The sequence below is a fragment of the Moritella sp. 5 genome, from assembly GCF_018219455.1.
Lineage (GTDB): Bacteria > Pseudomonadota > Gammaproteobacteria > Enterobacterales > Moritellaceae > Moritella.
In genome coordinates this window covers 1,616,355-1,639,697 of the sequence record NZ_CP056122.1, presented here as the reverse complement: position 1 = coordinate 1,639,697, position 23,343 = coordinate 1,616,355, and the positions used below count along the sequence as shown (strand labels likewise).

Genomic DNA, 23,343 nt, shown 5'->3' with positions numbered 1-23,343 from the left:
ATGATTTCATTAATCGAACAAATTAAAAAAGGTAAACTGTGGCGCTACTTTGGTGGTGTACATCCACAAGAGAATAAGACCCAGTCAACGCGTTTAGCAATTACGACGGCGAGTATTCCTAAACACCTGATAATTCCTGTTAAGCAACACATTGGCCAAGGTGGTCAGATAATTGTTGCGCCAGGTGACAAAGTTTTAAAAGGCCAACCGCTGACAGCATCCAACTCATTTATGTCTGTGCCGGTTCATGCCCCAACGTCAGGTACGATTGAGCATATTGCACAATATCCCAGTACTCACCCATCAGCAACGCCTGAAATTGCAATAAAACTAATTTGCGATCAAGAAGATCAAACACTCGAAAATCAGCCAGCACTCGATTATAAGCAGCTATCAACGGCTGAATTACAACAACATATAAGCCTAGCCGGTGTTGCTGGCATGGGTGGTGCAGGTTTCCCAACGGCTGTAAAATTAAGTGATAAGCAGCCAATAGAGTTCTTACTAATCAATGCTGCTGAATGTGAACCTTATATTACTTCTGATGATGTGCTCATGCGTGAACGATCTGATGATATAATTCAAGGTATTGAGATATTACGTCACATGATCAAACCTGTACTTTGTGTCATCGGAATTGAAGATAATAAACCTGATGCCGCAAATGCGTTAGAAACAGCGATTAAAACAGCCAACCTAAGTGCTGATATCATCGTACGAAAAGTGCCGACAAAATACCCGAACGGTGGTGAAAAGCAGTTAATTAAAGTATTAACGGGTAAAGAAATTAGTAAAGGTCAGATACCTGCACAATCAGGGGTCGTCATGCTAAACGTCGGTACTATTTATGCCGTCAAACAAGCAATCATAAATCGCCAGCCATTATTAAGCCGTATTGTTACCTTAACCGGCAAAGCATTCCCACAACCACGTAATGTAGAAGCGTTAATTGGTACGCCAATCAGTGCATTACTGGGTGAGTTCGAGTGCGATGAAGAAAAAGCCGCTGCGATTATTTATGGTGGCCCAATGATGGGCTTTACATTACCACACGGTCTGTTTTCACTGACTAAAACAGGTAACTGTATTTTAACGCCAATCAAAGATGAAATACCGCAAGTAAGAGAACCTGATGCGTGTATTCGTTGTGGTGAATGTTCTGAAGCTTGTCCAGTCGATTTATTACCACAGCAATTACATTGGTACAGCCTGGCAAAAGACGTTACTAAACTTGCCGATTATAATCTAATGGACTGTATCGAATGTGGTGCCTGTAGCTATGTTTGTCCTAGTCAAATCCCCCTTGTTCATCAATACCGTATTGCGAAAGTTGAAGTACGCGAAAGTGATGCAGAACTTGCTGCGGCAGCGATTGCTAAAGAACGTTTTGAGAAACGTAATGAACGCCTAGCATTAGAAAAAGCGCAGCGTGAACAGCGTCAAAAAGAAGCGGCAGAAAAACGCCGTGCAGCAGCAAAAGCGACTACGGGTGAAGATCCTGTTAAAGCCGCAATGGAACGTATCCAAAAAGCCAAAGCTGCAGAACAAGTTACAGCCGATGGTAACACAAATAAAGGATCTGCAGTTGCGGATGCAATTGCTCGCGCTAAAGCCAAGAAAGCCGCTGCCGCATCCACTGATACTAGGGTTCCAGATAATGCAGCTGTCATTGCAGAGCGTAAAGCGAGAAAAGCAGCTTCTAAAGCTAAACGAGAAGCCGAAGGTTCACAACCAGCAGAAATAACAACGAGTCCAGCGATTGAAGCGAAAAAAGCAGCGGTTGCCGATGCTATCGCTCGTGCCAAAGCCAAAAAAGCTGCCGCACAAGCAGGCGAAACCAAAACTGACACACCAGCACCTGCTGTTGATGCCAAAAAAGCGGCTGTTGCTGCTGCAATTGCTCGTGCTAAAGCCAAAAAAGCGGCTGCTCAGTCAGGCGAAACCGTAACTGATACACCAACGCCTGCAGCTGATCCTAAGAAAGCCGCCGTAGCTGCTGCAATTGCTCGTGCTAAAGCCAAAAAAGCGGCCGCACAAGCAGGCGAAAACACAACTGACACACCAGCATCTGCTGTTGATGCCAAAAAAGCCGCCGTAGCTGCTGCAATTGCTCGCGCTAAAGCCAAAAAAGCGGCTGCACAGTCAGACGAAACCGCAACTGACACACCAACGCCTGCAGCTGATCCTAAGAAAGCCGCCGTAGCTGCTGCAATTGCTCGTGCTAAAGCCAAAAAAGCGGCTGCACTGTCAGGCGAAACCGCAACTGACACACCAGCGCCTGCTGTTGATGCCAAGAAAGCCGCCGTTGCTGCTGCGGTTGCCCGCGCAAAAGCTAAAAAAGCCGCAGCCCAAACAAGCGACTCACCCGACGAGGCTCAACCAACCGAGCCTGTCGATAAGAAAAAAGCAGCTATTGCCGCGGCGAAAGCAAAGAAACTAGCCCAACTTGGTGACAAATAACATGGCATTTAGATTAGCAAGCTCTCCCCATAATCACAGTGGTAGTAGCACCAGTAACCTGATGCGTACCGTTATTCTGGCGACAATTCCAGGTATTGCCGCACAATGGTATTTTTTTGGTGCCGGTAACCTCATCCATATCGTTTTGGGCTGTATGACAGCCATTATTACTGAAGCCGTAATTTTGAAGTTACGTAAGCAACCAATACTAAGCCGAATACAAGATAACAGTGCTTTGTTAACCGGCTTATTAATCGGTATTTCAATACCCGGCTTTGCCCCTTGGTGGATCAGTGTCATGGGTGCAGTATTTGCCATTGGTATTGCAAAACATCTTTATGGTGGATTAGGTCAAAACATCTTTAACCCTGCAATGGTCGCTTATGTGATGTTGCTTGTTTCATTCCCGCTGCAAATGACAACTTGGCCCCCAGTGAGTGAAATAACAGGTTATGAATTATCATTATGGGATGTCTTTAACGTTATTTTTTCAGGCGTTACCTTAGACGGTCATACCGCGCATCAACTGATGCAAAATATTGACGGTATCACGATGGCAACCCCGCTTGATACCTTAAAAACGGGTCTGGCTATGGGCCATACGGTTAGCGAGATCCAAGCCAAAGAACAATTTAGCTGGTTATCAGGTTTAGGCTGGGAATGGATTAATTTAGCCTTCCTTGCAGGCGGTATTTATTTACTGAGTAAACGCGCGATCCTCTGGTATATCCCAGTAGGTTTGTTAGGTGGTTTATTTGTAATAAGCTTCATTGGTTACCTGTGGGAACCGGATGCTGTAGGTTCGCCAATATTTCACCTGTTCTCAGGTGCAACCATGTTAGGCGCATTCTTTATTGCCACCGATCCGGTATCAGCATCAACAACACCAAAAGGCCGACTCATATTCGGCGCATTAATTGGTGCATTAGTTTATATCATTCGAACTTGGGGCGGCTATCCTGATGCAATTGCGTTTGCAGTACTACTCGCGAACATGTGCGTACCGTTAATTGACTATTACACTCAACCCCGTGTTTACGGTCATAAATAGGAGATCACCATGTTAGTATCAATGAAAAAAAATGGTGCGATACTCGCCTTATTTGCTTTTGCTTGTACCTCTGTTGTTGCGATCACGCATACGGTGACAAAAGACCGTATTGCAGAACAAGAACAAACCCAATTACTGAAAATCATTAACCAGCTATTGCCAGAAAATGGTCATGACAATAATATTTTTCAAAGTTGTAAATTAATGACGAATGAAGCACTACTTGGCACATCAGAACCACAGCGTATTTTCACGGCAACAAAAAATAATGAACCAGTAGGCTACGCAATTGAAGGTATTGCACCAAAGGGTTATAGCGGTAATATTAAACTCGTTGTCGGTGTTGATACCGTCGGTAAAGTAACGGGTGTACGTATTCTTGGACACAATGAAACACCAGGATTAGGTGACAAAGTTGAATACCGTAAATCAAACTGGCTAGATGACTTTGTTGACCAAACGTTAACTAAAGAGAATGCACATACTTGGGCCGTGACTAAAGATGGCGGTGACTTTGATTCATTCACTGGCGCCACTATTACACCTAGAGCAGTTGTGAGTTCAGTGAAAGATATACTTACTTTTTATCAGTCAGATCAATTTTCTGAACTACAAAGCGCGCCTTCTTGTTGGAGTAAATCATGAGCCAATATCGCGATATTATCTATCAAGGGTTATGGAAAAATAATCCTGGTTTAGTACAAGTATTAGGGCTTTGTCCCCTACTTGCCGTAACGGCAACCGTCACCAATGCGATGGGACTAGGGTTTGCGACCTTATTAGTGCTTGTTGCTTCAAATACGACAATATCTCTGATACGTGAATACGTGCCAAAAGAGATCCGTATTCCTATTTTTGTCATGATTATTGCCTCATTTGTAACAACAGTACAATTACTTATGAATGCCTATGTTTATGAATTGTATCAATCTCTTGGTATTTTCATTCCGCTAATTGTAACCAACTGCATTATTATTGGTCGTGCTGAAGCATTTGCATCACGTAATAAAGTCTTACCTTCTGCGGCTGATGGCTTCTTTATGGGTCTTGGTTTTGCCAGCGTATTAATTGTATTAGGTGCAATTCGTGAAGTATTAGGTCAAGGTACTCTCTTTGACGGCATGGACCTACTATTAGGTGACTGGGCAAGTGTATTACGTATTGAAGTCTTTCATGCGGATACAAGCTTCTTGTTAGCAATTTTAGCGCCCGGTGCATTTATCGGTATGGGCTTTTTGATGGCTCTTAAGCATGCTATTGATGAACAACTAGATAAACGCCGTAAAGCACAGTCTGTTAGTGTATCTGAACCTGAGCCAGTTTCAGATACTGAATCAACAGCGAATTAATCAACATAAACAGTTATTAAAACAACTTAAGCCATACTGATTTATGATTATCAGTATGGCTTTTATATAGGGTCAAGATATGAACAAGGATAAACGCCGCATTATTTTAGAGCGTCTGCGTGATAATAATCCCCATCCTGAAACTGAGCTAAACTTCTCCTCAGCATTTGAGCTACTTGTTGCAGTAACGCTGTCAGCCCAAGCTACAGATGTGAGTGTAAATAAAGCGACTAATAAACTTTTTCCTGTTGCAAATACGCCACAAGCGATCTTTGATTTAGGTGTTGAAGGGCTAAAAGGCTATATTAAAACGATTGGTTTATACAACACCAAAGCTAATAACGTCATTAAAGCCTGTCAGATCTTATTAGAGAAACACAATGGGGTTGTACCCGAAGATCTGGATGCTTTAGTGGAACTACCTGGTGTTGGCAGAAAGACCGCGAATGTTGTATTAAACACTGCATTTGGTTGGCCGACAATCGCTGTTGATACACATATCTTCCGCGTCTCAAACCGCACTAAATTAGCCATGGGTAAAAACGTTGATCAAGTAGAAGCAAAACTACTAAAAGTGGTACCAGCTGAATTTAAAGTTGATGTGCATCATTGGTTAATTTTACACGGTCGTTATACCTGTATCGCCCGTAAACCGCGTTGTGGTTCTTGTTTAATTGAAGACCTTTGTGAGTTTAAAGACAAAATATACCCTGAAGAATAACGACTCGCTAGAATGATATTTAATGTAAAGTATACCGGTTCAACATTGACTTTAAATATCATTAAACTTACAATCCGCTCGAATTAATCAAACAAAGGAAAATAATATGGAAAGCGACCATTGTAGGAGAGCCTATATATAGAGATTTGGATTTAACATTATAAAACGACTCCCACCTCTATTTATACTCTCTCATTTTATAAAGCATAAATAATCTGAAATAATAATTATTATTCAGACGTATTTGCTATTCACTACAAAGACCCCTTACTTTCGATAATTAATCGGTTATGGTAAGTGAAAGTTTAATCAATATTAAATTGAATCAACTGTGTTTAAATATTAGCTATATGTCATAAGTAACGATTGTTAATCATTACGCTACAGCTGACCTTGGTTACATGCAAGCACTTGATTTAACAGGTGATAAAATGGAAATTGACATTCCCCCTAGTCCACTACCAATCCCAAAAGCGATATGTAGTGGTATGTGAATTTAGACTTTAATATAATTAATGCCTAAATAAAATCACGTAATTAACATACCTCCTTCGCTGCTATTAATATTATAAAATATATTTAATCCTATTATATTGGAGGACTTCTCATGTCCAATAATACAGCGCTAAAAAATAATGAAAACCAGCTAATATCAAATGACAACGTAAAATTAAATTTAAATGATATTAATAATTCGTTTGATTTATGGAATGATGAAACGAAGAATAAATTAATTATGTTTTTCAAAAATAATTCAATAGAAGATATACGTCATTGGTTTAGTAATAAAACATTAAATCAATACCATCAAATAAAAAAATTATCGTTAGAGGATATTGGTTTAGATTTAAAAAAATTATTACCTGCTTGGCTACTTGCCGATATTGAGATTTTAAGTTCGGTTAACAGTCCAGTATTTTCTGTTATGTCACCATCTACCCCCCAGCTGCTAAATTCTAATATGTCAGTTGCGGAGACTGTAAAGCGCGTTAAATTAATGGAAAAAGGTCTCCACTCTAAAGCTGCAATAATTGTTGACCAACATGGGCGTTATTATGGTTTATTGGAGTTACAGATGCTGCTCCAACATGATAATGATGTCTTATTAGCAGATATTGCATTGCAAGTTGAACCTTGCCATGTTGGGGAAGATCAAGAGTATGCAGTCAGCCAATTACAAATGAGCAATACAGAATATTTACCCATTGTTGATATACGCGGCCATCCAGTTGGCTTGTTTCAATGGCAGCAAGCCTCTCAAGTGATGCAGGTGGAGTTAACGGAAGATGTAAATCTACAAATGGGTATTCAGAGCAACCTAAACGAACCAAGTTACCTTGATATGTCAGTAATAGATCATGTGCGTAAACGCATTTTTTGGGTGTTGGGTCTAGCTGCTGTCGGGATCTTCTCTGGCATGATTATTCAGAGTTATGACGATGCGATAGCGACATTAACAATACTCGCTTTATATATGCCTATGATTGCAGACACTGGTGGCAATGCTGGAAGCCAATCTGCGACTGTAATTGTACGCTCCTTAGCATTAGGTGAACTGAAAATTAAGAACTGGCTTACAGTTGTTTGGAAAGAATTAAAAATCGCGAGTTTAATCGGATTAGTACTCGCAATCGCTTCATTTATAAAGGTTGAATTTTTATCCAGCAGCGCCGAATTACCCGGCAACATAACATTGACATTATTAGGGTCTGCGATCGCATTAGCATTGTTTTTACAAGTACTGACGGCGACCGTTATTGGTGCCGCTTTACCGTTAATAGCGAAGTCATTTCGATTAGATCCTGCCGTTGTAGCAAGTCCTGCTATTACTACCTTCGTTGATATTACGGGGTTATTGATTTATTTCTATATCACCACGACCTTACTTGGTATTACGGCTTAATCTTCTGTGTTGAAGCAGAAAAATTATAATTAAGGAATACAAATGTCAGATTTTAAAGCTATATATACAAGAGTGCAGTATTTACGAATTCTACGTTTAGGACTTCAACTGTTTATGGTTACTTCTATTAGTACTTCCATACTTGGCTGCTCAGAACCTAAGTTAACGAATAGCACTTTTAAAGGCCAGACAATGGGAACATTTTATGACATTAAAGTGGCCCACTTTCCATTAACTAAAAGCGAACAGTCCTCTATTCACACAGAGATAGAACGACGCTTAGAGCAAATAAATGATCAAATGTCGACTTATCGATCAAACTCCGAGTTATCGCGTTTTAACTTGAGTCAAGCGGTTAATGATTTTCCAGTATCGGAAGGTACCGCTAATGTGGTTGCAGAGTCGATACGAATACATAAGATAACATCAGGTGCATTCGATATCACACTTGGCCCTTTAGTTAATTTATGGGGGTTTGGTCCCGATAAGTTACCACAAGAAAAACCGACGACAGAGATGATCAAAGCAGCACAATCACGTGTTGCTATTGAGCACCTGAGTAATACGGAGAATACCTTAAGTAAGAATATAGATGCGCTTTACATTGATTTATCTGGCATAGCTAAAGGATATGGAGCAGATGTAATCTCGGAGTATTTGGAATCTTTAGGTATTGAAAATTATATTGTTGGTCTTGGTGGCGATTTACGGGCAAAAGGAATAAATGCAAGCAATATAAGCTGGCAAATTGCGATAGAAAAAGCGTCAACAACAGAGCATTCAGTACAGCATGTCGTTGCCGTTGGTAATAATGCCATAGTGACATCAGGTAGCTATCGTAATTACTATGATCTTAATGATGAACGTTTTTCTCATACTATAGACCCAATAACAGGTCAACCAACACAACATAACTTAGTTTCAGTGACTGTTATTCACCCTTCAGCTATGACTGCGGATGGTTTTGCCACTGCATTTATGGCGATGGGAAAAGAAAAAGGGATTAAATTAGCAAGTCAGAAACAGTTAGCTGTATACATGATTTATAAGTCGGGTGACCATTTTAAAGAAGTGTATACGGAGGCATTTTCACCATTCTTTCAGAAGTAATTAGGATTAATTAAAAACACGCGATATTGGCTATCAAAAAGGCGCGTTCAAATCATTGAACGCGCCTTTGTAATATTCATGTTTAATCGCTCTATTTACCTATTATATAAAACAGGCTTCGCGATTATTTAAAAACAGGTTTGCCAACAGGCATAACTTCACGGCCGAACTCGCCATTTAGTATTTGTGCCATGCTGAAGTACATCGCACTTAAACCGCAGAAAATGCCAACATACCCAGCTATTACACCAATTACAGCACTGCCACTGAAATCACGAATAGCTAGAAGGAAAAATAATGCTGTTAATGACGCAAATATGATTTGTTTTGCTCGTGGGTAGCGTAATGAACCAACGAATAGACCCGCAGTAAATAAGCCCCATAATAACAAGTACCACGCCATGAATGGTGCTGGAGTCGCCGCTACGCCCATTTTAGGCATTAAGATCAGACCAACTAATGTTAACCAGAAAAAGCCATAAGAGATGAAGGCAGTTGTGCCAAACGTATCATTACGTTTGTAGCATAAAATACCCGCGATAATTTGGCTAATACCACCGTAAAAAATACCCATTGCAAGTATCATTGAATCCATAGGGAAAAAACCCGCATTATGGATATTTAATAAAACGGTAGTCATACCGAAGCCCATAAGGCCCAGTGGTGCTGGATTAGCTAGTTGTGTAGACATTACATATAAAACCTGTCGAATTTAAAGAGGCCGCGATTGTAGATTAATAATTCTAACAGGGCAATTTTTAATAGTTTAAAATATCAACAAAGCTATAAATATAATTTAATTCTAACGTTACAAACGATAAAAACAAATTTAAATAAAAAGTTAACCTTTTTAACAAGTTGAATAAAAACAATAACACCAGAATCCAAATCATTGATATTAAAAGCTTAGCCACATGTTAATTGTTAAATAAAAATATAGATAAGAATGTTTACATTTTATTTTCATTGAAATAGAACAACTAAAATTAATTTAGCAAGAGTTATTCTCTTTATTCATAAAGAATCATATATATATGCCAATCTGTTATATAACGCAGTTTTTATACATTTAAAAACTAAAGGAAGTGTTTGATATAACTTTATAGTATATTAGATTTGTTAAAGTTAAATAGTAGAGAGATTAAATTAGTGTGACTTATTAACGATGTTAAATTTAATAAATCACGCTAATAGCGAGTGATTGCAACCCAGTAATGACTTGTTACCATTCACCAATATTTTGCATTGAAGTCCAAGGTTCTTGTGGTGCTAATTTAGCGCCTTTTTGTAATAACTCGATAGAAATGCCATCCGGTGAGCGGATAAATGCCATATAACCATCACGTGGAGGACGGTTGATAATGACACCAGCGGCCTGTAAATCTGCACATGTAGTATAAATATCTTCAACTTCGTAAGCTAAGTGACCAAAATTACGACCGCCTTCATACTCTTCTTCATCCCAATTATAGGTAAGTTCAAGTGTTGGGCTAGATGTTTTTTTCGCTTGTTCTGCATCGCCAGGAGCAGCTAAAAAGATGAGGGAAAAACGTGCAGCTTCATAATCATTACGTTTAACTTCGATTAAACCAAGTTTATTACAGTAAAAGTCTAAGGATGCTTTCAAATTTTTGACACGAACCATTGTATGTAAGAATTGCATAACACGTCCTATACAGCTGAGTGATATTAAAGAATTGCTTATGCTAATGATATCACAAATAAAAAGGCGCTAAGAGTATCGTTCTTAACGCCTTTATATCATAGCTATATTAACTCAAGCTTAAGCCTGAACAAATTAATACTAATTTACTGGTGTGTATAAGTTATTCTTATAAGCTAAACTACCCCATAGTGCATTAGCTTTAGCCTTAATGACCATATCTTTCGATACTGGCTTACTGGTCAAGTTCGTAGTGTTTGCATCGTAATGGTAGCTAGATTCGGGCTTTTCTGGTTGGAAAATAACGACATCATTATTATTATCCATCCACGCAAAGTTCTTGTAGAACTGCATCATCGCACGTAACTTCGATGGATCAATGTTTTGTGTCATATCGTGACCAATCATTGGCGTCACACTATCAATGCCAGCCAGTGACAATAATGTTGGTAGCAGATCGATTTGACTTGTTAAGCGATCATCCTCACGCGGCTTCACATCACCACCAAAGATCACTGCTGGAATACGGAAATGGTCAATCGGTACTAATTGGTTTCCGTAAGCACGTGAATCATGATCCGCAATCACCACAAAAATAGTGTCTTTCCAATACGACGATTTTTTCGCTTTATTAATAAAGGTACCTAATGCGTAGTCTGAATATTTAGCTGCATTTTCACGTGTTTGCTTCGGTGTGTTATACGCTGTAATTCGATTATCAGGATAATCAAACGGACTATGATTCGATGAGGTAAACACTAAACTGAAAAATGGCTTGTCTTGCTTAGACAGCATGGCGAATTGCTCATCCGCTTTATCGTACAGGTCTTCATCTGACGCCCCCCAAGATCCTACAAATTTAGGGTTAGTAAAGGTTGGGAAGTCTTGCATATCAACAAAGCCATTACCTAAGAAGAAGCTTTTCATGTTATCAAAATAGCTCTCTCCACCATAAATGAACTGAGTGTGGTAACCTTTTTCATTCAATAAATTTGCAGCCGTAAAGAAGTTAGTTTGGCTTTTACCTAGTTTAACAACAGAACGAGCAGGCGTTGGGGAGAATCCAGTTATTACAGCCTCAATTCCTCGCACTGAACGCGTACCAGTTGCATACATACGATTAAAACTCCAGCCTTCTTGTATGATAGCGTCAAGATTTGGTGTCAGTGGTAATCCACCTAAAGCCCCCACATATCGCGCACCTAGACTCTCTTGCAACAAAATCACAATGTTCTTTGGTTTACCTTGGTAAGTTGCTTTACGCATAGCAAGAGTGGGCTGTTCGTTTGATGTAAACTGCTCAGGAGAAAGACTCGTCGATTCACGGATCAACTTAATGATTTGTTGTGTATCCATCTTACCGTAATATTTAAACGCGTCATCTTCAGACTTCATTTGCTTCACAGCGAATAGCAATGAATAAGACGAGTTTAATGCAAAGTCATTCATCAGAGGGTCGGTTGAAAACGCAATCATTGCAGGATTCATCGGACGATGCCCCAAAGTAGAACGGGCCCCCATCACACAAACAGCGACCACACACAATGCTAATACAGGACGCCAGTACCAACGAGGGAATGTCAGCCCTTTAACAAGATGGCCACTTAATTTCCATCCTCCCAGCACGGTTATAATTGACGCAACCATACCAATAAATAACTCGAGTTTGTAACCACTCCAAAGCATACCAAACACTTCTTTCGGATAAATCAAGTACTCGACAAACAGACGATTCGGACGAACATCATACTCCATAATAAATGAAGGTGTCGCTAGCTCCATATACATCACGAACCACAAGCCTGTCACTATCCACAAACGAAGTATTACATGCCAAATTCGCCCAACCAGACCATCGTTAGAAAGAAAACACGTCAGCATTGCTGGTAATATCAACAAATAAGATAAAGTCGCGATATCGATACGTAAACCACTAAGAAAAATCGTCCCCCAACCGCTAACGTCAGTAACACGATCTGCCTGCCAGAGGCTTAATCCTAGTCGAGAAATGTTTAATATAATGAGGCAAATAAAGAATGTAGTAACAATGGGGTAAAATACACCCAATCGTCGTTTTGAAGAGTTAAGCATTAAATATCCTTTAGCTAAAAACGTCGTTCCATTTCTATGTGGAACAATTAATTCAGCTGATTATAAAGTACACAACTAAACCATAAAATGGTTTATTACAATGGCTTACAAATTAATACATTGTCTTACAGATAAAACATAGGTTAATTCATATAAATAATACCGATAGTTTAGCAGAAGACTCTGCGAAGTACTTTATTTATAATGATTTTGTACAGGCAATCTATATTGAGAATATCAATATAGATTGAGAAATGAATGCGATTAAAGAATGGGTTGCCCTAATGATATCACAACGCGTTGATTTTTTTGTCGTTCAATAATATTACTATTCGATGCTATTTGGCTTTTCTCGCCATAACCATTAGTTTCGATTTCTAGGTTTTTCAGGCCACTGTCTAAAAAATATTGCTTAATATTTTCGGCACGTAACGAAGATGTTTGTAAATTTTGTAACTCGTCGCCATAGCTACCAGTATAACTATCAACAACAACAACATTAATGTCTGGACTGTATTGTAAGAATTCACTGATCATCGCTAAACGTTGTTGACTTTTCTGTGTTAACTCATCACTTGCGGTATTGAAATCAAGCACTGAATAAGCAATATCATCCAAGCTATAGGGTAATAGGTTACTCACGCATTCTAGGAATTCTTGGTATTTATTTTGGAAGTTAACCGAAGACAGACCAACGCTAATAAACTCACCGCCGCGGTACCAGTCTCGAAAGTAGAATGTGGGATAGTCGCCAGAATCTAATGCATCAAGCATGCGCCAAGCAGGCTGCTCACTCACATACCCCGTAAATTGGCGGTACAGTTTAACATCAGCAAGATCTTGGGCTGCACTCCCCGGCTTCCAGCTTGGTGGAACAGAACGTAATGAAGCCATTTCAGCTTGCGCAGGTAGACGTTTCATATCTAATTCAAAATCAAGGTTGATTAATTTCGAGGCGCGACTAGTAAAAATGGCTTGCCCGTAACGAGGAATATCATGCTTCAAGCTACATTGTACAGGCGTAGAACGACTATTTTCCCATTGAGAAAATTCGTAATTAGCCGCATAGTTTTTTATGTTAGCAGAGGCACTTGTTGAACCAAAAGCAACAAGTGAAGCAATTATAAAATGTTGGCAGTTGATCATACGGTTCAAAATCCTGTTTATTCGAAGCCCATATTAACTTATCGGTATTAAGTGAAATAACTTGAGTTACTTTTCTATAAATATCTAAAAAAATAAAAAGTACCTAAAATTGATTCCTTGTTGATAATGCCGACAACTAACAACAAATTAGTAAAGTTGATTAGAGGACAAGCAATTATTATGGCATAATCCTATTCAAGTCAACATTAATTAATGATCACATGAGCACAACTGAAAAATCAGCTTTTAGCCAACGATTCCGTGGCTACTTCCCTGTTGTTATCGATATCGAAACTGCGGGATTTAATGCACAAACAGATGCGATGTTAGAGATCGCCGCTTCTATCCTGGAAATGGATGAAGATGGCTATCTTAAAATTTCGCATACCTTACACTTTAACGTTGAACCATTTGAAGGTGCTAATTTAGAACAAGCAGCCTTAGACTTTACCGGTATCGACCCAACTAATCCATTACGTGGTGCAGTACCTGAACGCGAAGCGATCACCGAGATCTATAAAGCTGTGCGCAAAGGCTTAAAAGATACAGGTTGCCATCGTGCAATCATGGTTGCGCACAATGCGGCATTTGATCACGGTTTTTTAAGTGCTGCATCGAATAGAGAAAAGATTAAACGTAATCCTTTTCATCCTTTCGCTACATTTGATACCACGACACTTGCTGGTCTAGCTGTTGGTCAAACAGTACTTGCTAAAGCATGTATGGCTGCCGGTATTCCTTTTGATCATAAACAAGCGCATTCTGCTAAATATGATACAGAACAAACTGCGCAATTATTTTGCTACATAGTGAATAAATGGAAAGATATGGGCGGTTGGCCACTACCTGTTCCTGAAGAAGAAGCAGAGCTAGAAACTGTAAGTGATAGCACGTTAAACGCTGACACCGAATAAATCATTATGCCCCTTTGTAACAACAAGTATCGCGAACCTTAGTGAGCCGTAATGTTGTAACTGTATAGGGGCAAAATATAGAATATGAGTATTGCTACTTAAAACTTCCCCTTAATACCGATGGTCGTAGTACCTGTATCACTTTCATAATGAAAATGTAACACTGTCGCGCCATAACTTGCTCCAGCCAGACACCCTAATATGTTTGCCACCATGTCGTTTTTACTAAACTCATTCCCTTCCTGGCCCGCATCATAGGTTTCCTTCAAAACTCCAATAGATAAACCAACGAGTATCGTCTGCCACCAACTTTCTGTATACATCATGGTTGTACCGCAAATTACCGTCTCCGCAATAAAGTGTTTCTGTTTATCATTTTCTATACTTCCGGCATTTACGGAAGTAGAAATCAACATGAGTGAGCCCCAAAATATACGTCGACACTGCGGCGTCACTAGCTCAACCAATTGATATATAATTCGGATAGATTTATTCACATAAGCCAAATAGGGAATCAACTTAAGGATGAAATACCTATGAAAGCGAGTGCTGATAACAATAGTATTGATTTTATTGTTATTTATTTTAGCTAAATTAATCATGAATTATTAAACACCATAAAAATCTAACAATGCAGCCTAAACACCGACTCTAATTCGAGAAACTCACCATGAAAACTTAATAAGTACATATTTATTTTACAACAAGCTTCTCTATGATTTAGGTGTCATCACTAGGTATAGTTAATCAAATCCATACGAAGGACCGGTTACAGCGGCAATTAAAGAATAAAACCCCAAGTGCATAAAGCAATGCTAGCACTCAAAATGCTCTTCGCAACAAATGATAAATATAAAAATAACTATCAAATAGTTAAGGTTTTTCATTTTTAACGGCAATAATTCACTACATCTGCATAATTACCCATAAATAGACTTAAAATTCACTTATCTTATGTAGTATAGTTTTATATACTACCTTCAATAGAATTATTAACATTGGAAAGTAGATAAATGAATCCTGTAGTTATCGCAGTGCTAGCTATGCTAATCCTCAGTTTTATGCGGATTAATGTGGTTGTAGCACTAACAATTAGTGCCTTTTTAGGTGGTTTAATTGGTGGTTTACCTTTAGAAGAAGTTATTTCGGCCTTTAACTCGGGTTTAGGTGGTGGTGCGTCAATTGCCTTAAACTATGCCATGTTAGGTGCATTTGCCGTTGCAATCTCAAAGTCAGGTATTACAGACCTACTCGCAGCTAAAATTGTTAGCCGTCTAGGTGATGGTAACTCACAACGTCAAATTAACGGTTTTAAGTACGGTTTACTCTTCACCTTACTACTCGTCGCGATCTCATCACAAAACGTTATCCCTGTTCATATTGCCTTTATTCCTTTACTTGTTCCCCCGCTACTTGGTGTGATGACTAAATTAAAATTAGACCGTCGTGCTGTCGCTTGCGTGATCACTTTTGGTCTAACTGCAACGTATATGTTCCTACCTATCGGTTTTGGTGGCATCTTCTTAAACAACATTCTACTTAAAAATCTAAATGATAACGGTGCGAATGTTGTTGCTGAGCAATTACCAACGGCAATGGCTTTACCTGTATTAGGTATGGTTATTGGTTTAATTACGGCCGTGGTATTTACCTATCGTAAACCTCGTGAATATTTGGTTGAAAGCGAATTAACCGCTAAAGAAAATAAACCGGTTGAATTTAACCCTCGTCACATCATTGTGGCTATGGTTGCGATTGTTTCAGCATTAAGCTTACAGTTAACTTATGATTCAATCATTCTTGGCGCACTCACTGGCTTCATTATCTTTACGCTTGGTGGTGTTATCAAATTCCACGAAACACAAGATATGTTCACTCGCGGTGTACACATGATGGCAATGATTGGTTTCATTATGATCGCAGCATCAGGTTTTGCTGAAGTAATGAAAGCAACAAGCGGTGTTGAATCATTAGTGAGTTCAATCGGTGGTGTCATTGGTGACAATAAAGGTCTGGCTGCATTGCTAATGCTAGTAACAGGTTTATTGGTAACGATGGGGATTGGTTCATCTTTCTCTACAATCCCAATTCTTGCTACTATCTATGTACCTCTTGCTTTGCAGTTTGGTTTCTCACCATTAGCAACAGCATCTCTTGTGGGTACTGCTGCCGCGCTTGGTGATGCAGGTTCACCAGCATCAGACTCAACATTAGGTCCAACATCGGGTCTAAATGTTGATGGCCAACACGATCATATTCGAGACTCGGTGATCCCAACGTTCATCCACTATAATATTCCGCTTATTATCTTTGGTTGGATTGCTGCAGTTACGCTGTAAAGGGTATGAGGCAGTACCGTAAGCTAAATATCGGTACTCTCGATTGCTAAATAATCTGTGATTTAAACAATCGATGATTAAATCACAGACCTTAAAAAGGGAAGCAATTGCTTCCCTTTTTAATATTCTGATTATGTTTACAAACGATTAAGAGCGCTTATAACACAACTAACGCTTAACAACTATTAACAGTTATTCAGCTTTTGCTTTTGCAGCAGCTGCAGCGATTAATGGCTGTAGCTCACCTTGTTGGAACATTTCCATGATGATGTCACAACCGCCAACAAGCTCGCCTTCAACCCATAGTTGTGGGAATGTAGGCCAGTTAGCGTATTTTGGTAATTCAGCGCGGATATCTGGGTTTTGTAGAATATCAACGTAAGCAAATTGCTCACCACAATTGATTACTGCTTGTGATGCTTGTGAAGAAAAACCACAGCTAGGTAGTTTTGGAGATCCTTTCATGTATAGGATGATTGAGTTCTCAGCAAGTTGCTGTTTGATTTTATCTAAAGTTTCCATTGTGTCCTCACAAATCTTAGCGTTTACATCTATTGTAGTTATTATTTGAATCTAGTTATTTAAACTCTAACCATAGAATGCATTATATAAATACAAATTTCGCAGCCATTTTATGCTAATTATAGCTTGGTTAACACCGTTATTTTGTAGGGTTATTTTGTTTTATATTTAGTCTAATTGTTAAGAAATGAATTCACTCGTAACAATTTATTAATTGAGCAATACAATTACAGTCAAATACTTGAATATATTTAGCGCTAGCGTTAGTATTCCTCCAATAATTAAATCAATAATGAGCAATGGATAGCTTTTAGCTATCAATAAATAAGGAAATACCTATGAGTATTACACTACCAGCTTTACCGTACGCACAAGATGCACTTGAACCACATATCTCTGCTGAGACTCTTTCTTTCCATTACGGCAAACACCACAACACTTACGTGGTTAAGCTTAACGGTCTAATCGAAAGCACACCTCTTGCTGAAAAATCATTAGAAGAAATTGTTAAATCTTCTGAAGGTCCTGTTTTCAATAACGCAGCACAAGTTTGGAACCACACATTCTACTGGAACAGCCTTACTCCAAATGCAAAAGGTCAACCAGAAGGCGCACTAGCTGACGCTATCAACGCTAAATTCGGTTCTTTCGAAGCATTCCAAACAGCATTCAACGACAAAGCAGTAAACAACTTCGGTTCAAGCTGGACTTGGTTAGTTAAAAACGCTGAAGGCGAATTAGAAATAGTTAACACTTCTAACGCAGGTACTCCTATCACTGAAGCTGGTGTTACACCACTAATCACTGTTGACCTGTGGGAACACGCTTACTACATTGATTACCGTAACCTACGCCCTAGCTACCTTAAAGGTTTCTGGGCACTAGCTAACTGGGATTTCGCTGCCGCTAACTTCGCAGCTTAATTAACCTGTTAGTCCTAGGTTCGTCTTACAGTAGACAATAATAAAAAACCGATAGTGAGAGCTATCGGTTTTTTTGTTCTTTGGCTAGTATTAGCAATACTAAATTGCTATGCTTTATCTCATTATATTAATGACAAGGATGTTATTACTTAACTCTTAAGACTGAGGTCTCTATGAATTTTAGTAATACATTCAAAGCAATGTTAACATTGTCTATTCCAACCACACTGATGTTTACTGTTCTCTACTTATCAATCAACTAACTGAATTTATTAACAATATCGACTTATAATTAGCAGATTAGCTGTCGACCAAGTAATGAATGGGACAAGGTCGTTCCATCTACATACTCTAATTCACCACCCACTGGAACGCCATGCGCAATACGGCTTGCTTTCACGCCATATTCTTGTGCTATTTCAGCAATATAATAGGCAGTAGCTTCGCCTTCAACGGTAGGATTCGTTGCTAAAATAAGCTCTTCATAGCGACCTGATGCTAATAACTCGGCTAGCTTATCTAAGCCTATTTCATCCGGTCCGATACCATCTAATGGTGATAAGTGACCCATGAGTACAAAATATTGACCACTAAATTGATTGGTTTGTTCAATCGCCGCAACATCAGCGGGACCTTCAACAACACAAAGTGTTTTTTCACTTTGACGTTTAGGGTTTGCGCAAATAGCACAAATATCTAATTCAGTCAGTGTATTACACTGCTGGCAATGACCAATCTCAATCATAGCCTTCTCTAAAGAATGCGCCAAAGATACAGCATTATCACGCTTGCGTTCTAAAATATGAAAAGCGATACGCTGTGCAGACTTAGGGCCTACACCCGGTAAAATTTGTAGATCATTAATCAGCTGATCTAGCAAGGGACTGAACTTCATTTATAACTCCAAAAAGAAAACCTGCTCAAGCCGGATTTCGCATCTATATTGAGCGCAATACTACATTAAATCGGATGTTTTAGCATATAATTTTGCCACCTACGTGACTTGCATTTTGGACTTGCCCACACTTGAAGTTCCGTTAAAATGACCATAAATACAAATGGGATAAGGAAAAAACAGAGGAGTGTAAACCTTATGACTGTTTATAAGCGACTAAGTAAGGCTATTAAGCCACAACAATATTCGATTTTGTGTTGTGCTCTGACCTTTCAGCCGTTAAACTTCTGCCTCCCAAATTATTGGTTGAGCTAATCTGCCACAGGTGACATTATGATTAACCACTTTAGTGTGCTTGGTATCAAGCCGAATGCAAATGAAGACGACGTTAAGAAAGCCTACAAACGTCTATCGAATCGGTTTCACCCTGATAAATTACTCGGCGCATCAGACGATGAGAGAGTGCATGCTGAAGCTCAGCTGCTACGAGTAAGAAATGCGTATGAAGTACTTTCAAATCCGAAGCTAAAACGCGAATTTGTAAAAAACTTCAGTAACGTAATCGTGACCGACCCTGCCGCCGCTATGCGCGAGCTGTGGGACCAATTTTACCCAATAAGTTAATTTCAGAGTATTCATGGCGACAGCAATAGATTTCGAACGTATTGAACAATTAAAAGAAGACGCATATAGCAATATCGAGTCGTATAACGATCCCGACACTCCTAATGCACTCGAGCAGTTTACTAGCCAAATGAAGGCTGTTTTACTAGCAGACCCTAAGTTACTCGCATCTGTGCCAGAGTATCTGCCGATTGCACTTTATGATAAAGTAAAATTTCCACCTGAAGCAAAGATCAAGTGGGCTCAATGGATAAAAGAAGGCATTCTACCTGAATGGAATGAGTTTAAAACAACCGTTGCTTTTAATAATGCTGATATACCGCTTGTTTTAGCTGCTCGTGGTCACTCGGAAACGTTATTAATAGAAAGCTGTATTGTTCTCTTCTTATTATCAAATGAGAACCTGTCTACTCCAGCTAGTCAAGATCATGATGACTACCTCGAAGACGAAGAAGAAGGCTATTACGATCAATTTGATGAGGAAGAGCAATAATGAATAGCTTAATTGAAACAGCCGTAATCGAAATCAAACAACTTGCAGATGTAGAGCCTCAACAAGCAAGTAAAAAATTTGAGTTAATGGCTAACACCATGACTGATGACGTTTTAGTTGAAGTGATCGAGCAGATGGACATCGTGACCTTAACGCAGATAAACAGTCACCATGATATTTCTTGTCCTTCTATCATGTCAGAATTGATGACACCTGAACAGATCCGCGATATCGTTTGCCAGCAACCGCTATATTGGGAAGAGAAAGTTAAAAACAATGCAGATGAACTAATTCAGCATACATTTGATTTTTTAACTTACCTTATCCGAATTCAAAATACAGAAGCAAAACAGACAGCTATTTTAGAATGTATTGCTGAAGACCAAGCAGGTCTTTTTTATCTATCGATTCCTTTCATTGAATATCTGTTAGCTCCAAAAATAGAATCTGAACGTCAAAGTCACATCACTGATAACTATGATGATGAAGATGATGGCGAAACTGTGGGTTATACAGGACGTAGTGCAGAAGAAGAAGCACACAGTTTAAGTATTGACGATCCACGTAGCCTACTAGCCTTAATTCGTGAACTTGCACCTGATGTTGAAAAATCAATTAAGAATTTACTACGTAGCGAAAATTCAAGCTGGGTAGCTATCATAGACAGTTTCGTCAATGAATTAGTGCTTCAAGCAAAAGAGAAGAATGAAGTTGATGATGAATACGCTGAAGTCGATGACATGTTTAGTTTTCTTGATTAAGGATCCCGAATGCAAATTGTAGTAAGAGACGGCAATCAAGGACCTTTTTTAAGTAAAGTTCTCGATTATGGTCAAGCAGAAGCGCTATTAGATGAAGCACAACTTGCAGAAATTAAAAGCAAAGCTGTGCTAATGAGCCTTAAACTAGCTGATAAATTTTATAATAAACACAAGATGCACCTGCTAGAAAATGCAGCTTTCGATGTAATCGGTGTAGCAAGCTTAGGATTAATGTCACTAAGTAATCACGACCTTGCTCATGCTCTTAAACTGCTCTTAGCACCAAACGGGGTTGTAAAATCCTTCCAAAAAGGTTGGAGTATGCTAAGCCGTGTCAGCAAATATAAGCTGAGCGGTAAATCTGTATATGGAGACATAGATCCTACTTTACTCGATAAAATATCAACGCCGAGCGATGCAGATGAATGGCAGGGCTGGCAGAGCTATCAAGACGCACTGTTAGAGTTTAACCGTGAAGAGTCTATTGCATGCTTATTAAAGCAATTCTATGCGCAATCAAGCTACGATCCTTTAGATTGTTTAAGCCTTGAATGCGTGTTTGCGGAAGTTGTACTGTACCGTCTATTTTTTGGTCCCGTTAAAGTAAGACCAGATCTTAAGCAACGCGTAGCGAAAATTGAACTTGAAGACGTCTGGTTCTCGATTGAACATCTTAATCAACAAATTAAGCTGACGTTGTCCGAGTTGCCATCGCCACTTGCCGAGACCATAAAGATTGAGCTAGGCCAGTACTTTACGCCAGGTCTACTACGCACATTAACGTTTGCTAAAAACTACCGGGATTTACGCTTAAAGGATGCGAGTCCAGAGCGATTAGAGCGATTTGAATATAAAGAAGGGCTAACAGGTTTGTTAGGTTGGCCAGTCTATATCGTGATGTGATATCTATAAAGATTCACAGGATTAACGAATAATAAAAAGCGGGAATATCCAATCGGGTATTCCTGCTTTTTTATACCCTCGATAATTTTTAGACTATCAAAGACCAACCTTAAATGTTGTTATAAAACACTGATATACAATGGTATGATATTATATTTTTAAGTCGAGGCGTCAATAATGGAATATGAAACAGAGTACTCAATTAATAATATTGTTCAGCAAGATGCTGCGAATTACCTGATTAATATGATTGATCATGTCCAACCAAAACGAATTCTAGATATCGGTTGCGGTAGTGGGAATGTAACTCATAAATTAAACTTAAAATATCCGAATGCAATAATTGATGCCATAGACCCATCATCAAAAATGATTAATATTGCTAAGAATAACTACCCAGCATCAAAATTAAATTTTATATGTCAAAAAATTGAAGATTTTACGCCTAGATATGACTATGATTTAATTTTTTCTAATTCATCTTTTCAGTGGTGGGAGCGACATGATATTGCATTAAGTCGAATTGCTAATTTGCTCGCTCCGAATGGCGTTGTAGCAATTCAAACACCATACAGAGACTTATGGTGCGAAGAAATAATAATACTTGTAGAGCAAGTTTTTAATACGCATTTCCCAGAGTTATACCAAAATTTCAAGTTTCCTTGCTTACATTTAGAAACAAGAGAACAATTTCAAGATCTCCTATTACATTCGGGGCTAACGCCTTCCACAATTAAAGCGCATAGTTTCACTTATAATGTGACTAATGAAGAGCTATTCAAAATTTTTAAATCTGGCGCGGTCAAAGTCTATACTTCTAGTGATAACTTTGACGTAGAAGTACCTAAATATTTTCAGACTGATTTTCTTAAAAAATTCAAAATATTAATCAGTAATAATAATGTTTGTTCAACCTTATCATTGCATCGGATGCTATTGCTATGTAAGCCGTCGCAGAAGGTTTAGAAAATGATCAAAGGTAGGTATCAAGGGGGTAGGTGATTACTGAAATTAACTAGAAATGGGGTAACTAAACCCCAGCTTAACCTGAAAGGAAAAGCCGAGGCTAATTGCTCGATATTAAATATCAATCAACTTAGAAAGGCATTTTCATACCTGGTGGTAATTTCATACCACCGGTAACGTCAGCCATTCTTGATTTGTTTTCTTCTTCAACACGACGAGCAGCATCGTTGATAGCAGCCGCGATAAGATCTTCTAGCATTTCTTTATCGTCTTCCATCAATTCAGGATCGATTTGTACACGACGTACGTTATGGCTACCAGTCATAGTGATTTTAACCATGCCAGCACCTGATTCCCCAACTACTTCCATATTAGCTAAGTCTTCTTGTACTTTAGCCATTTTGTCTTGCATTTGTTGAGCCTGCTTCATTAGCCCGCCCATTCCGCCTTTACCGAACATATTAAACTCTCTTTCTATCTGACTGTCGCGAACAACAATAAATAAATAC

23 protein-coding genes are annotated in these 23,343 nt (G+C 38.9%); 15 read left to right on the top strand and 8 right to left on the bottom strand.

Annotation, left to right across the window (positions count from 1 at the left end):
* The 7 genes from rsxC to HWV01_RS07445 all read left to right on the top strand — a co-directional run bounded on the left by rsxC (window position 1) and on the right by HWV01_RS07445 (window position 8,594).
* Window positions 1-2,460, top strand: coding sequence for an electron transport complex subunit RsxC (gene rsxC / locus HWV01_RS07475; RefSeq protein ID WP_211674787.1), 2,460 nt, complete (start codon window positions 1-3; stop codon window positions 2,458-2,460).
* Window position 2,461: 1 nt separating this feature from the next.
* Window positions 2,462-3,511 carry an electron transport complex subunit RsxD gene (gene rsxD / locus HWV01_RS07470; protein ID WP_211674786.1) on the top strand — a complete coding sequence of 350 codons (1,050 nt, stop codon included), beginning with the start codon at window positions 2,462-2,464 and terminating at the stop codon, window positions 3,509-3,511.
* A 9-nt stretch (window positions 3,512-3,520) separates the two neighbouring features.
* The gene (gene rsxG, locus HWV01_RS07465; protein WP_211674785.1) at window positions 3,521-4,156 is read left to right on the top strand and encodes an electron transport complex subunit RsxG; all 636 of its coding nucleotides are present in this window, start codon (window positions 3,521-3,523) and stop codon (window positions 4,154-4,156) included.
* Window positions 4,153-4,860 (top strand): electron transport complex subunit E, encoded by a 708-nt coding sequence (locus tag HWV01_RS07460; RefSeq protein WP_211674784.1) that lies wholly within the window; start codon window positions 4,153-4,155, stop codon window positions 4,858-4,860. The genes rsxG and HWV01_RS07460 overlap by 4 nt, the downstream gene beginning before the upstream one ends.
* 79 nt (window positions 4,861-4,939) lie before the next feature.
* A complete protein-coding gene (nth, locus tag HWV01_RS07455) occupies window positions 4,940-5,581 on the top strand; it encodes an endonuclease III (RefSeq protein ID WP_211674783.1) in 642 nt (213 codons plus the stop codon).
* Between the two features lie 607 nt (window positions 5,582-6,188).
* Entirely contained in the window at window positions 6,189-7,484 is a 1,296-nt protein-coding gene (locus tag HWV01_RS07450) for a magnesium transporter (protein WP_211674782.1), read from the top strand.
* A gap of 42 nt (window positions 7,485-7,526) precedes the next feature.
* Window positions 7,527-8,594 (top strand): FAD:protein FMN transferase, encoded by a 1,068-nt coding sequence (locus tag HWV01_RS07445; protein WP_211674781.1) that lies wholly within the window; start codon window positions 7,527-7,529, stop codon window positions 8,592-8,594.
* 124 nt (window positions 8,595-8,718) lie between these two features.
* Here the strand turns inward: HWV01_RS07445 and HWV01_RS07440 are convergent, their stop codons facing one another.
* The 4 genes from HWV01_RS07440 to HWV01_RS07425 form a co-directional block, all read right to left on the bottom strand.
* Window positions 8,719-9,285, bottom strand: a complete 567-nt coding sequence (locus HWV01_RS07440; protein ID WP_211674780.1) for an acetate uptake transporter — start codon at window positions 9,283-9,285, stop codon at window positions 8,719-8,721.
* 531 nt (window positions 9,286-9,816) lie between these two features.
* Window positions 9,817-10,257, bottom strand: a complete 441-nt coding sequence (gene gloA, locus HWV01_RS07435) for a lactoylglutathione lyase (protein ID WP_211674779.1) — start codon at window positions 10,255-10,257, stop codon at window positions 9,817-9,819.
* Between the two features lie 141 nt (window positions 10,258-10,398).
* Complete coding sequence (locus HWV01_RS07430) at window positions 10,399-12,348, bottom strand: LTA synthase family protein (protein WP_211674778.1); 1,950 nt, start codon at window positions 12,346-12,348, stop codon at window positions 10,399-10,401.
* A 264-nt stretch (window positions 12,349-12,612) separates the two neighbouring features.
* Complete coding sequence (locus HWV01_RS07425) at window positions 12,613-13,494, bottom strand: OmpA family protein (RefSeq protein ID WP_211674777.1); 882 nt, start codon at window positions 13,492-13,494, stop codon at window positions 12,613-12,615.
* Between the two features lie 221 nt (window positions 13,495-13,715).
* Here HWV01_RS07425 and rnt point away from each other — a divergent pair, with 221 nt between their 5' ends.
* Entirely contained in the window at window positions 13,716-14,408 is a 693-nt protein-coding gene (gene rnt / locus HWV01_RS07420; protein WP_211674776.1) for a ribonuclease T, read from the top strand.
* 98 nt (window positions 14,409-14,506) lie between these two features.
* Here rnt and HWV01_RS07415 read toward each other — a convergent pair whose 3' ends face one another.
* Window positions 14,507-15,010 carry a hypothetical protein gene (locus tag HWV01_RS07415; protein ID WP_211674775.1) on the bottom strand — a complete coding sequence of 168 codons (504 nt, stop codon included), beginning with the start codon at window positions 15,008-15,010 and terminating at the stop codon, window positions 14,507-14,509.
* A gap of 411 nt (window positions 15,011-15,421) precedes the next feature.
* Between HWV01_RS07415 and HWV01_RS07410 the strand changes: the two genes are divergently transcribed.
* Window positions 15,422-16,747, top strand: coding sequence for a Na+/H+ antiporter family protein (locus HWV01_RS07410; RefSeq protein WP_211674774.1), 1,326 nt, complete (start codon window positions 15,422-15,424; stop codon window positions 16,745-16,747).
* A gap of 192 nt (window positions 16,748-16,939) precedes the next feature.
* On the opposite strand, the gene grxD is transcribed toward HWV01_RS07410, so the two are convergent.
* On the bottom strand, window positions 16,940-17,269 hold the full coding sequence (grxD, locus tag HWV01_RS07405) for a Grx4 family monothiol glutaredoxin (protein ID WP_211674773.1): 330 nt from the start codon (window positions 17,267-17,269) through the stop codon (window positions 16,940-16,942).
* A 338-nt stretch (window positions 17,270-17,607) separates the two neighbouring features.
* Between grxD and HWV01_RS07400 the strand changes: the two genes are divergently transcribed.
* Window positions 17,608-18,192: a superoxide dismutase gene (locus tag HWV01_RS07400; protein WP_211674772.1), complete on the top strand. Its 585-nt coding sequence runs from the start codon at window positions 17,608-17,610 to the stop codon at window positions 18,190-18,192.
* Window positions 18,193-18,484: 292 nt separating this feature from the next.
* On the opposite strand, the gene recR is transcribed toward HWV01_RS07400, so the two are convergent.
* A complete protein-coding gene (gene recR / locus HWV01_RS07395) occupies window positions 18,485-19,087 on the bottom strand; it encodes a recombination mediator RecR (protein WP_211674771.1) in 603 nt (200 codons plus the stop codon).
* Between the two features lie 333 nt (window positions 19,088-19,420).
* On the opposite strand from recR, the gene HWV01_RS07390 reads away from it, so the two are divergent.
* The 5 genes from HWV01_RS07390 to HWV01_RS07370 all read left to right on the top strand — a co-directional run bounded on the left by HWV01_RS07390 (window position 19,421) and on the right by HWV01_RS07370 (window position 22,834).
* Window positions 19,421-19,711, top strand: a complete 291-nt coding sequence (locus HWV01_RS07390; RefSeq protein ID WP_211674770.1) for a J domain-containing protein — start codon at window positions 19,421-19,423, stop codon at window positions 19,709-19,711.
* Window positions 19,712-19,724: 13 nt separating this feature from the next.
* Complete coding sequence (locus tag HWV01_RS07385; RefSeq protein ID WP_211674769.1) at window positions 19,725-20,204, top strand: hypothetical protein; 480 nt, start codon at window positions 19,725-19,727, stop codon at window positions 20,202-20,204.
* Window positions 20,204-20,965 carry a hypothetical protein gene (locus HWV01_RS07380; protein WP_211674768.1) on the top strand — a complete coding sequence of 254 codons (762 nt, stop codon included), beginning with the start codon at window positions 20,204-20,206 and terminating at the stop codon, window positions 20,963-20,965. The genes HWV01_RS07385 and HWV01_RS07380 overlap by 1 nt, the downstream gene beginning before the upstream one ends.
* Before the next feature lie 9 nt (window positions 20,966-20,974).
* Window positions 20,975-21,868, top strand: a complete 894-nt coding sequence (locus HWV01_RS07375) for a hypothetical protein (RefSeq protein WP_211674767.1) — start codon at window positions 20,975-20,977, stop codon at window positions 21,866-21,868.
* 177 nt (window positions 21,869-22,045) lie between these two features.
* Window positions 22,046-22,834, top strand: a complete 789-nt coding sequence (locus HWV01_RS07370; protein WP_211674766.1) for a trans-aconitate 2-methyltransferase — start codon at window positions 22,046-22,048, stop codon at window positions 22,832-22,834.
* A 130-nt stretch (window positions 22,835-22,964) separates the two neighbouring features.
* On the opposite strand, the gene HWV01_RS07365 is transcribed toward HWV01_RS07370, so the two are convergent.
* Window positions 22,965-23,294 (bottom strand): YbaB/EbfC family nucleoid-associated protein, encoded by a 330-nt coding sequence (locus tag HWV01_RS07365; RefSeq protein ID WP_017220587.1) that lies wholly within the window; start codon window positions 23,292-23,294, stop codon window positions 22,965-22,967.
* Window positions 23,295-23,343: the final 49 nt, after the last annotated feature.

What these genes read in the sequence shown, in the direction of transcription:
- HWV01_RS07370 (WP_211674766.1), top strand. Translation starts at nt 22,046, where the DNA reads ATGGAATATGAAACAGAGTACTCAATTAATAATATTGTTCAGCAAGAT.
- HWV01_RS07460 (WP_211674784.1), top strand. Translation starts at nt 4,153, where the DNA reads ATGAGCCAATATCGCGATATTATCTATCAAGGGTTATGGAAAAATAAT.
- nth (WP_211674783.1), top strand. Translation starts at nt 4,940, where the DNA reads ATGAACAAGGATAAACGCCGCATTATTTTAGAGCGTCTGCGTGATAAT.
- gloA (WP_211674779.1), bottom strand. Translation starts at nt 10,257, where the DNA reads ATGCAATTCTTACATACAATGGTTCGTGTCAAAAATTTGAAAGCATCC.
- HWV01_RS07440 (WP_211674780.1), bottom strand. Translation starts at nt 9,285, where the DNA reads ATGTCTACACAACTAGCTAATCCAGCACCACTGGGCCTTATGGGCTTC.
- grxD (WP_211674773.1), bottom strand. Translation starts at nt 17,269, where the DNA reads ATGGAAACTTTAGATAAAATCAAACAGCAACTTGCTGAGAACTCAATC.
- HWV01_RS07415 (WP_211674775.1), bottom strand. Translation starts at nt 15,010, where the DNA reads ATGATTAATTTAGCTAAAATAAATAACAATAAAATCAATACTATTGTT.
- HWV01_RS07400 (WP_211674772.1), top strand. Translation starts at nt 17,608, where the DNA reads ATGAGTATTACACTACCAGCTTTACCGTACGCACAAGATGCACTTGAA.
- rsxG (WP_211674785.1), top strand. Translation starts at nt 3,521, where the DNA reads ATGTTAGTATCAATGAAAAAAAATGGTGCGATACTCGCCTTATTTGCT.
- HWV01_RS07365 (WP_017220587.1), bottom strand. Translation starts at nt 23,294, where the DNA reads ATGTTCGGTAAAGGCGGAATGGGCGGGCTAATGAAGCAGGCTCAACAA.
- HWV01_RS07375 (WP_211674767.1), top strand. Translation starts at nt 20,975, where the DNA reads ATGCAAATTGTAGTAAGAGACGGCAATCAAGGACCTTTTTTAAGTAAA.
- HWV01_RS07425 (WP_211674777.1), bottom strand. Translation starts at nt 13,494, where the DNA reads ATGATCAACTGCCAACATTTTATAATTGCTTCACTTGTTGCTTTTGGT.
- HWV01_RS07445 (WP_211674781.1), top strand. Translation starts at nt 7,527, where the DNA reads ATGTCAGATTTTAAAGCTATATATACAAGAGTGCAGTATTTACGAATT.
- HWV01_RS07390 (WP_211674770.1), top strand. Translation starts at nt 19,421, where the DNA reads ATGATTAACCACTTTAGTGTGCTTGGTATCAAGCCGAATGCAAATGAA.
- rnt (WP_211674776.1), top strand. Translation starts at nt 13,716, where the DNA reads ATGAGCACAACTGAAAAATCAGCTTTTAGCCAACGATTCCGTGGCTAC.
- HWV01_RS07380 (WP_211674768.1), top strand. Translation starts at nt 20,204, where the DNA reads ATGAATAGCTTAATTGAAACAGCCGTAATCGAAATCAAACAACTTGCA.
- HWV01_RS07430 (WP_211674778.1), bottom strand. Translation starts at nt 12,348, where the DNA reads ATGCTTAACTCTTCAAAACGACGATTGGGTGTATTTTACCCCATTGTT.
- rsxC (WP_211674787.1), top strand. Translation starts at nt 1, where the DNA reads ATGATTTCATTAATCGAACAAATTAAAAAAGGTAAACTGTGGCGCTAC.
- rsxD (WP_211674786.1), top strand. Translation starts at nt 2,462, where the DNA reads ATGGCATTTAGATTAGCAAGCTCTCCCCATAATCACAGTGGTAGTAGC.
- HWV01_RS07410 (WP_211674774.1), top strand. Translation starts at nt 15,422, where the DNA reads ATGAATCCTGTAGTTATCGCAGTGCTAGCTATGCTAATCCTCAGTTTT.
- HWV01_RS07450 (WP_211674782.1), top strand. Translation starts at nt 6,189, where the DNA reads ATGTCCAATAATACAGCGCTAAAAAATAATGAAAACCAGCTAATATCA.
- recR (WP_211674771.1), bottom strand. Translation starts at nt 19,087, where the DNA reads ATGAAGTTCAGTCCCTTGCTAGATCAGCTGATTAATGATCTACAAATT.
- HWV01_RS07385 (WP_211674769.1), top strand. Translation starts at nt 19,725, where the DNA reads ATGGCGACAGCAATAGATTTCGAACGTATTGAACAATTAAAAGAAGAC.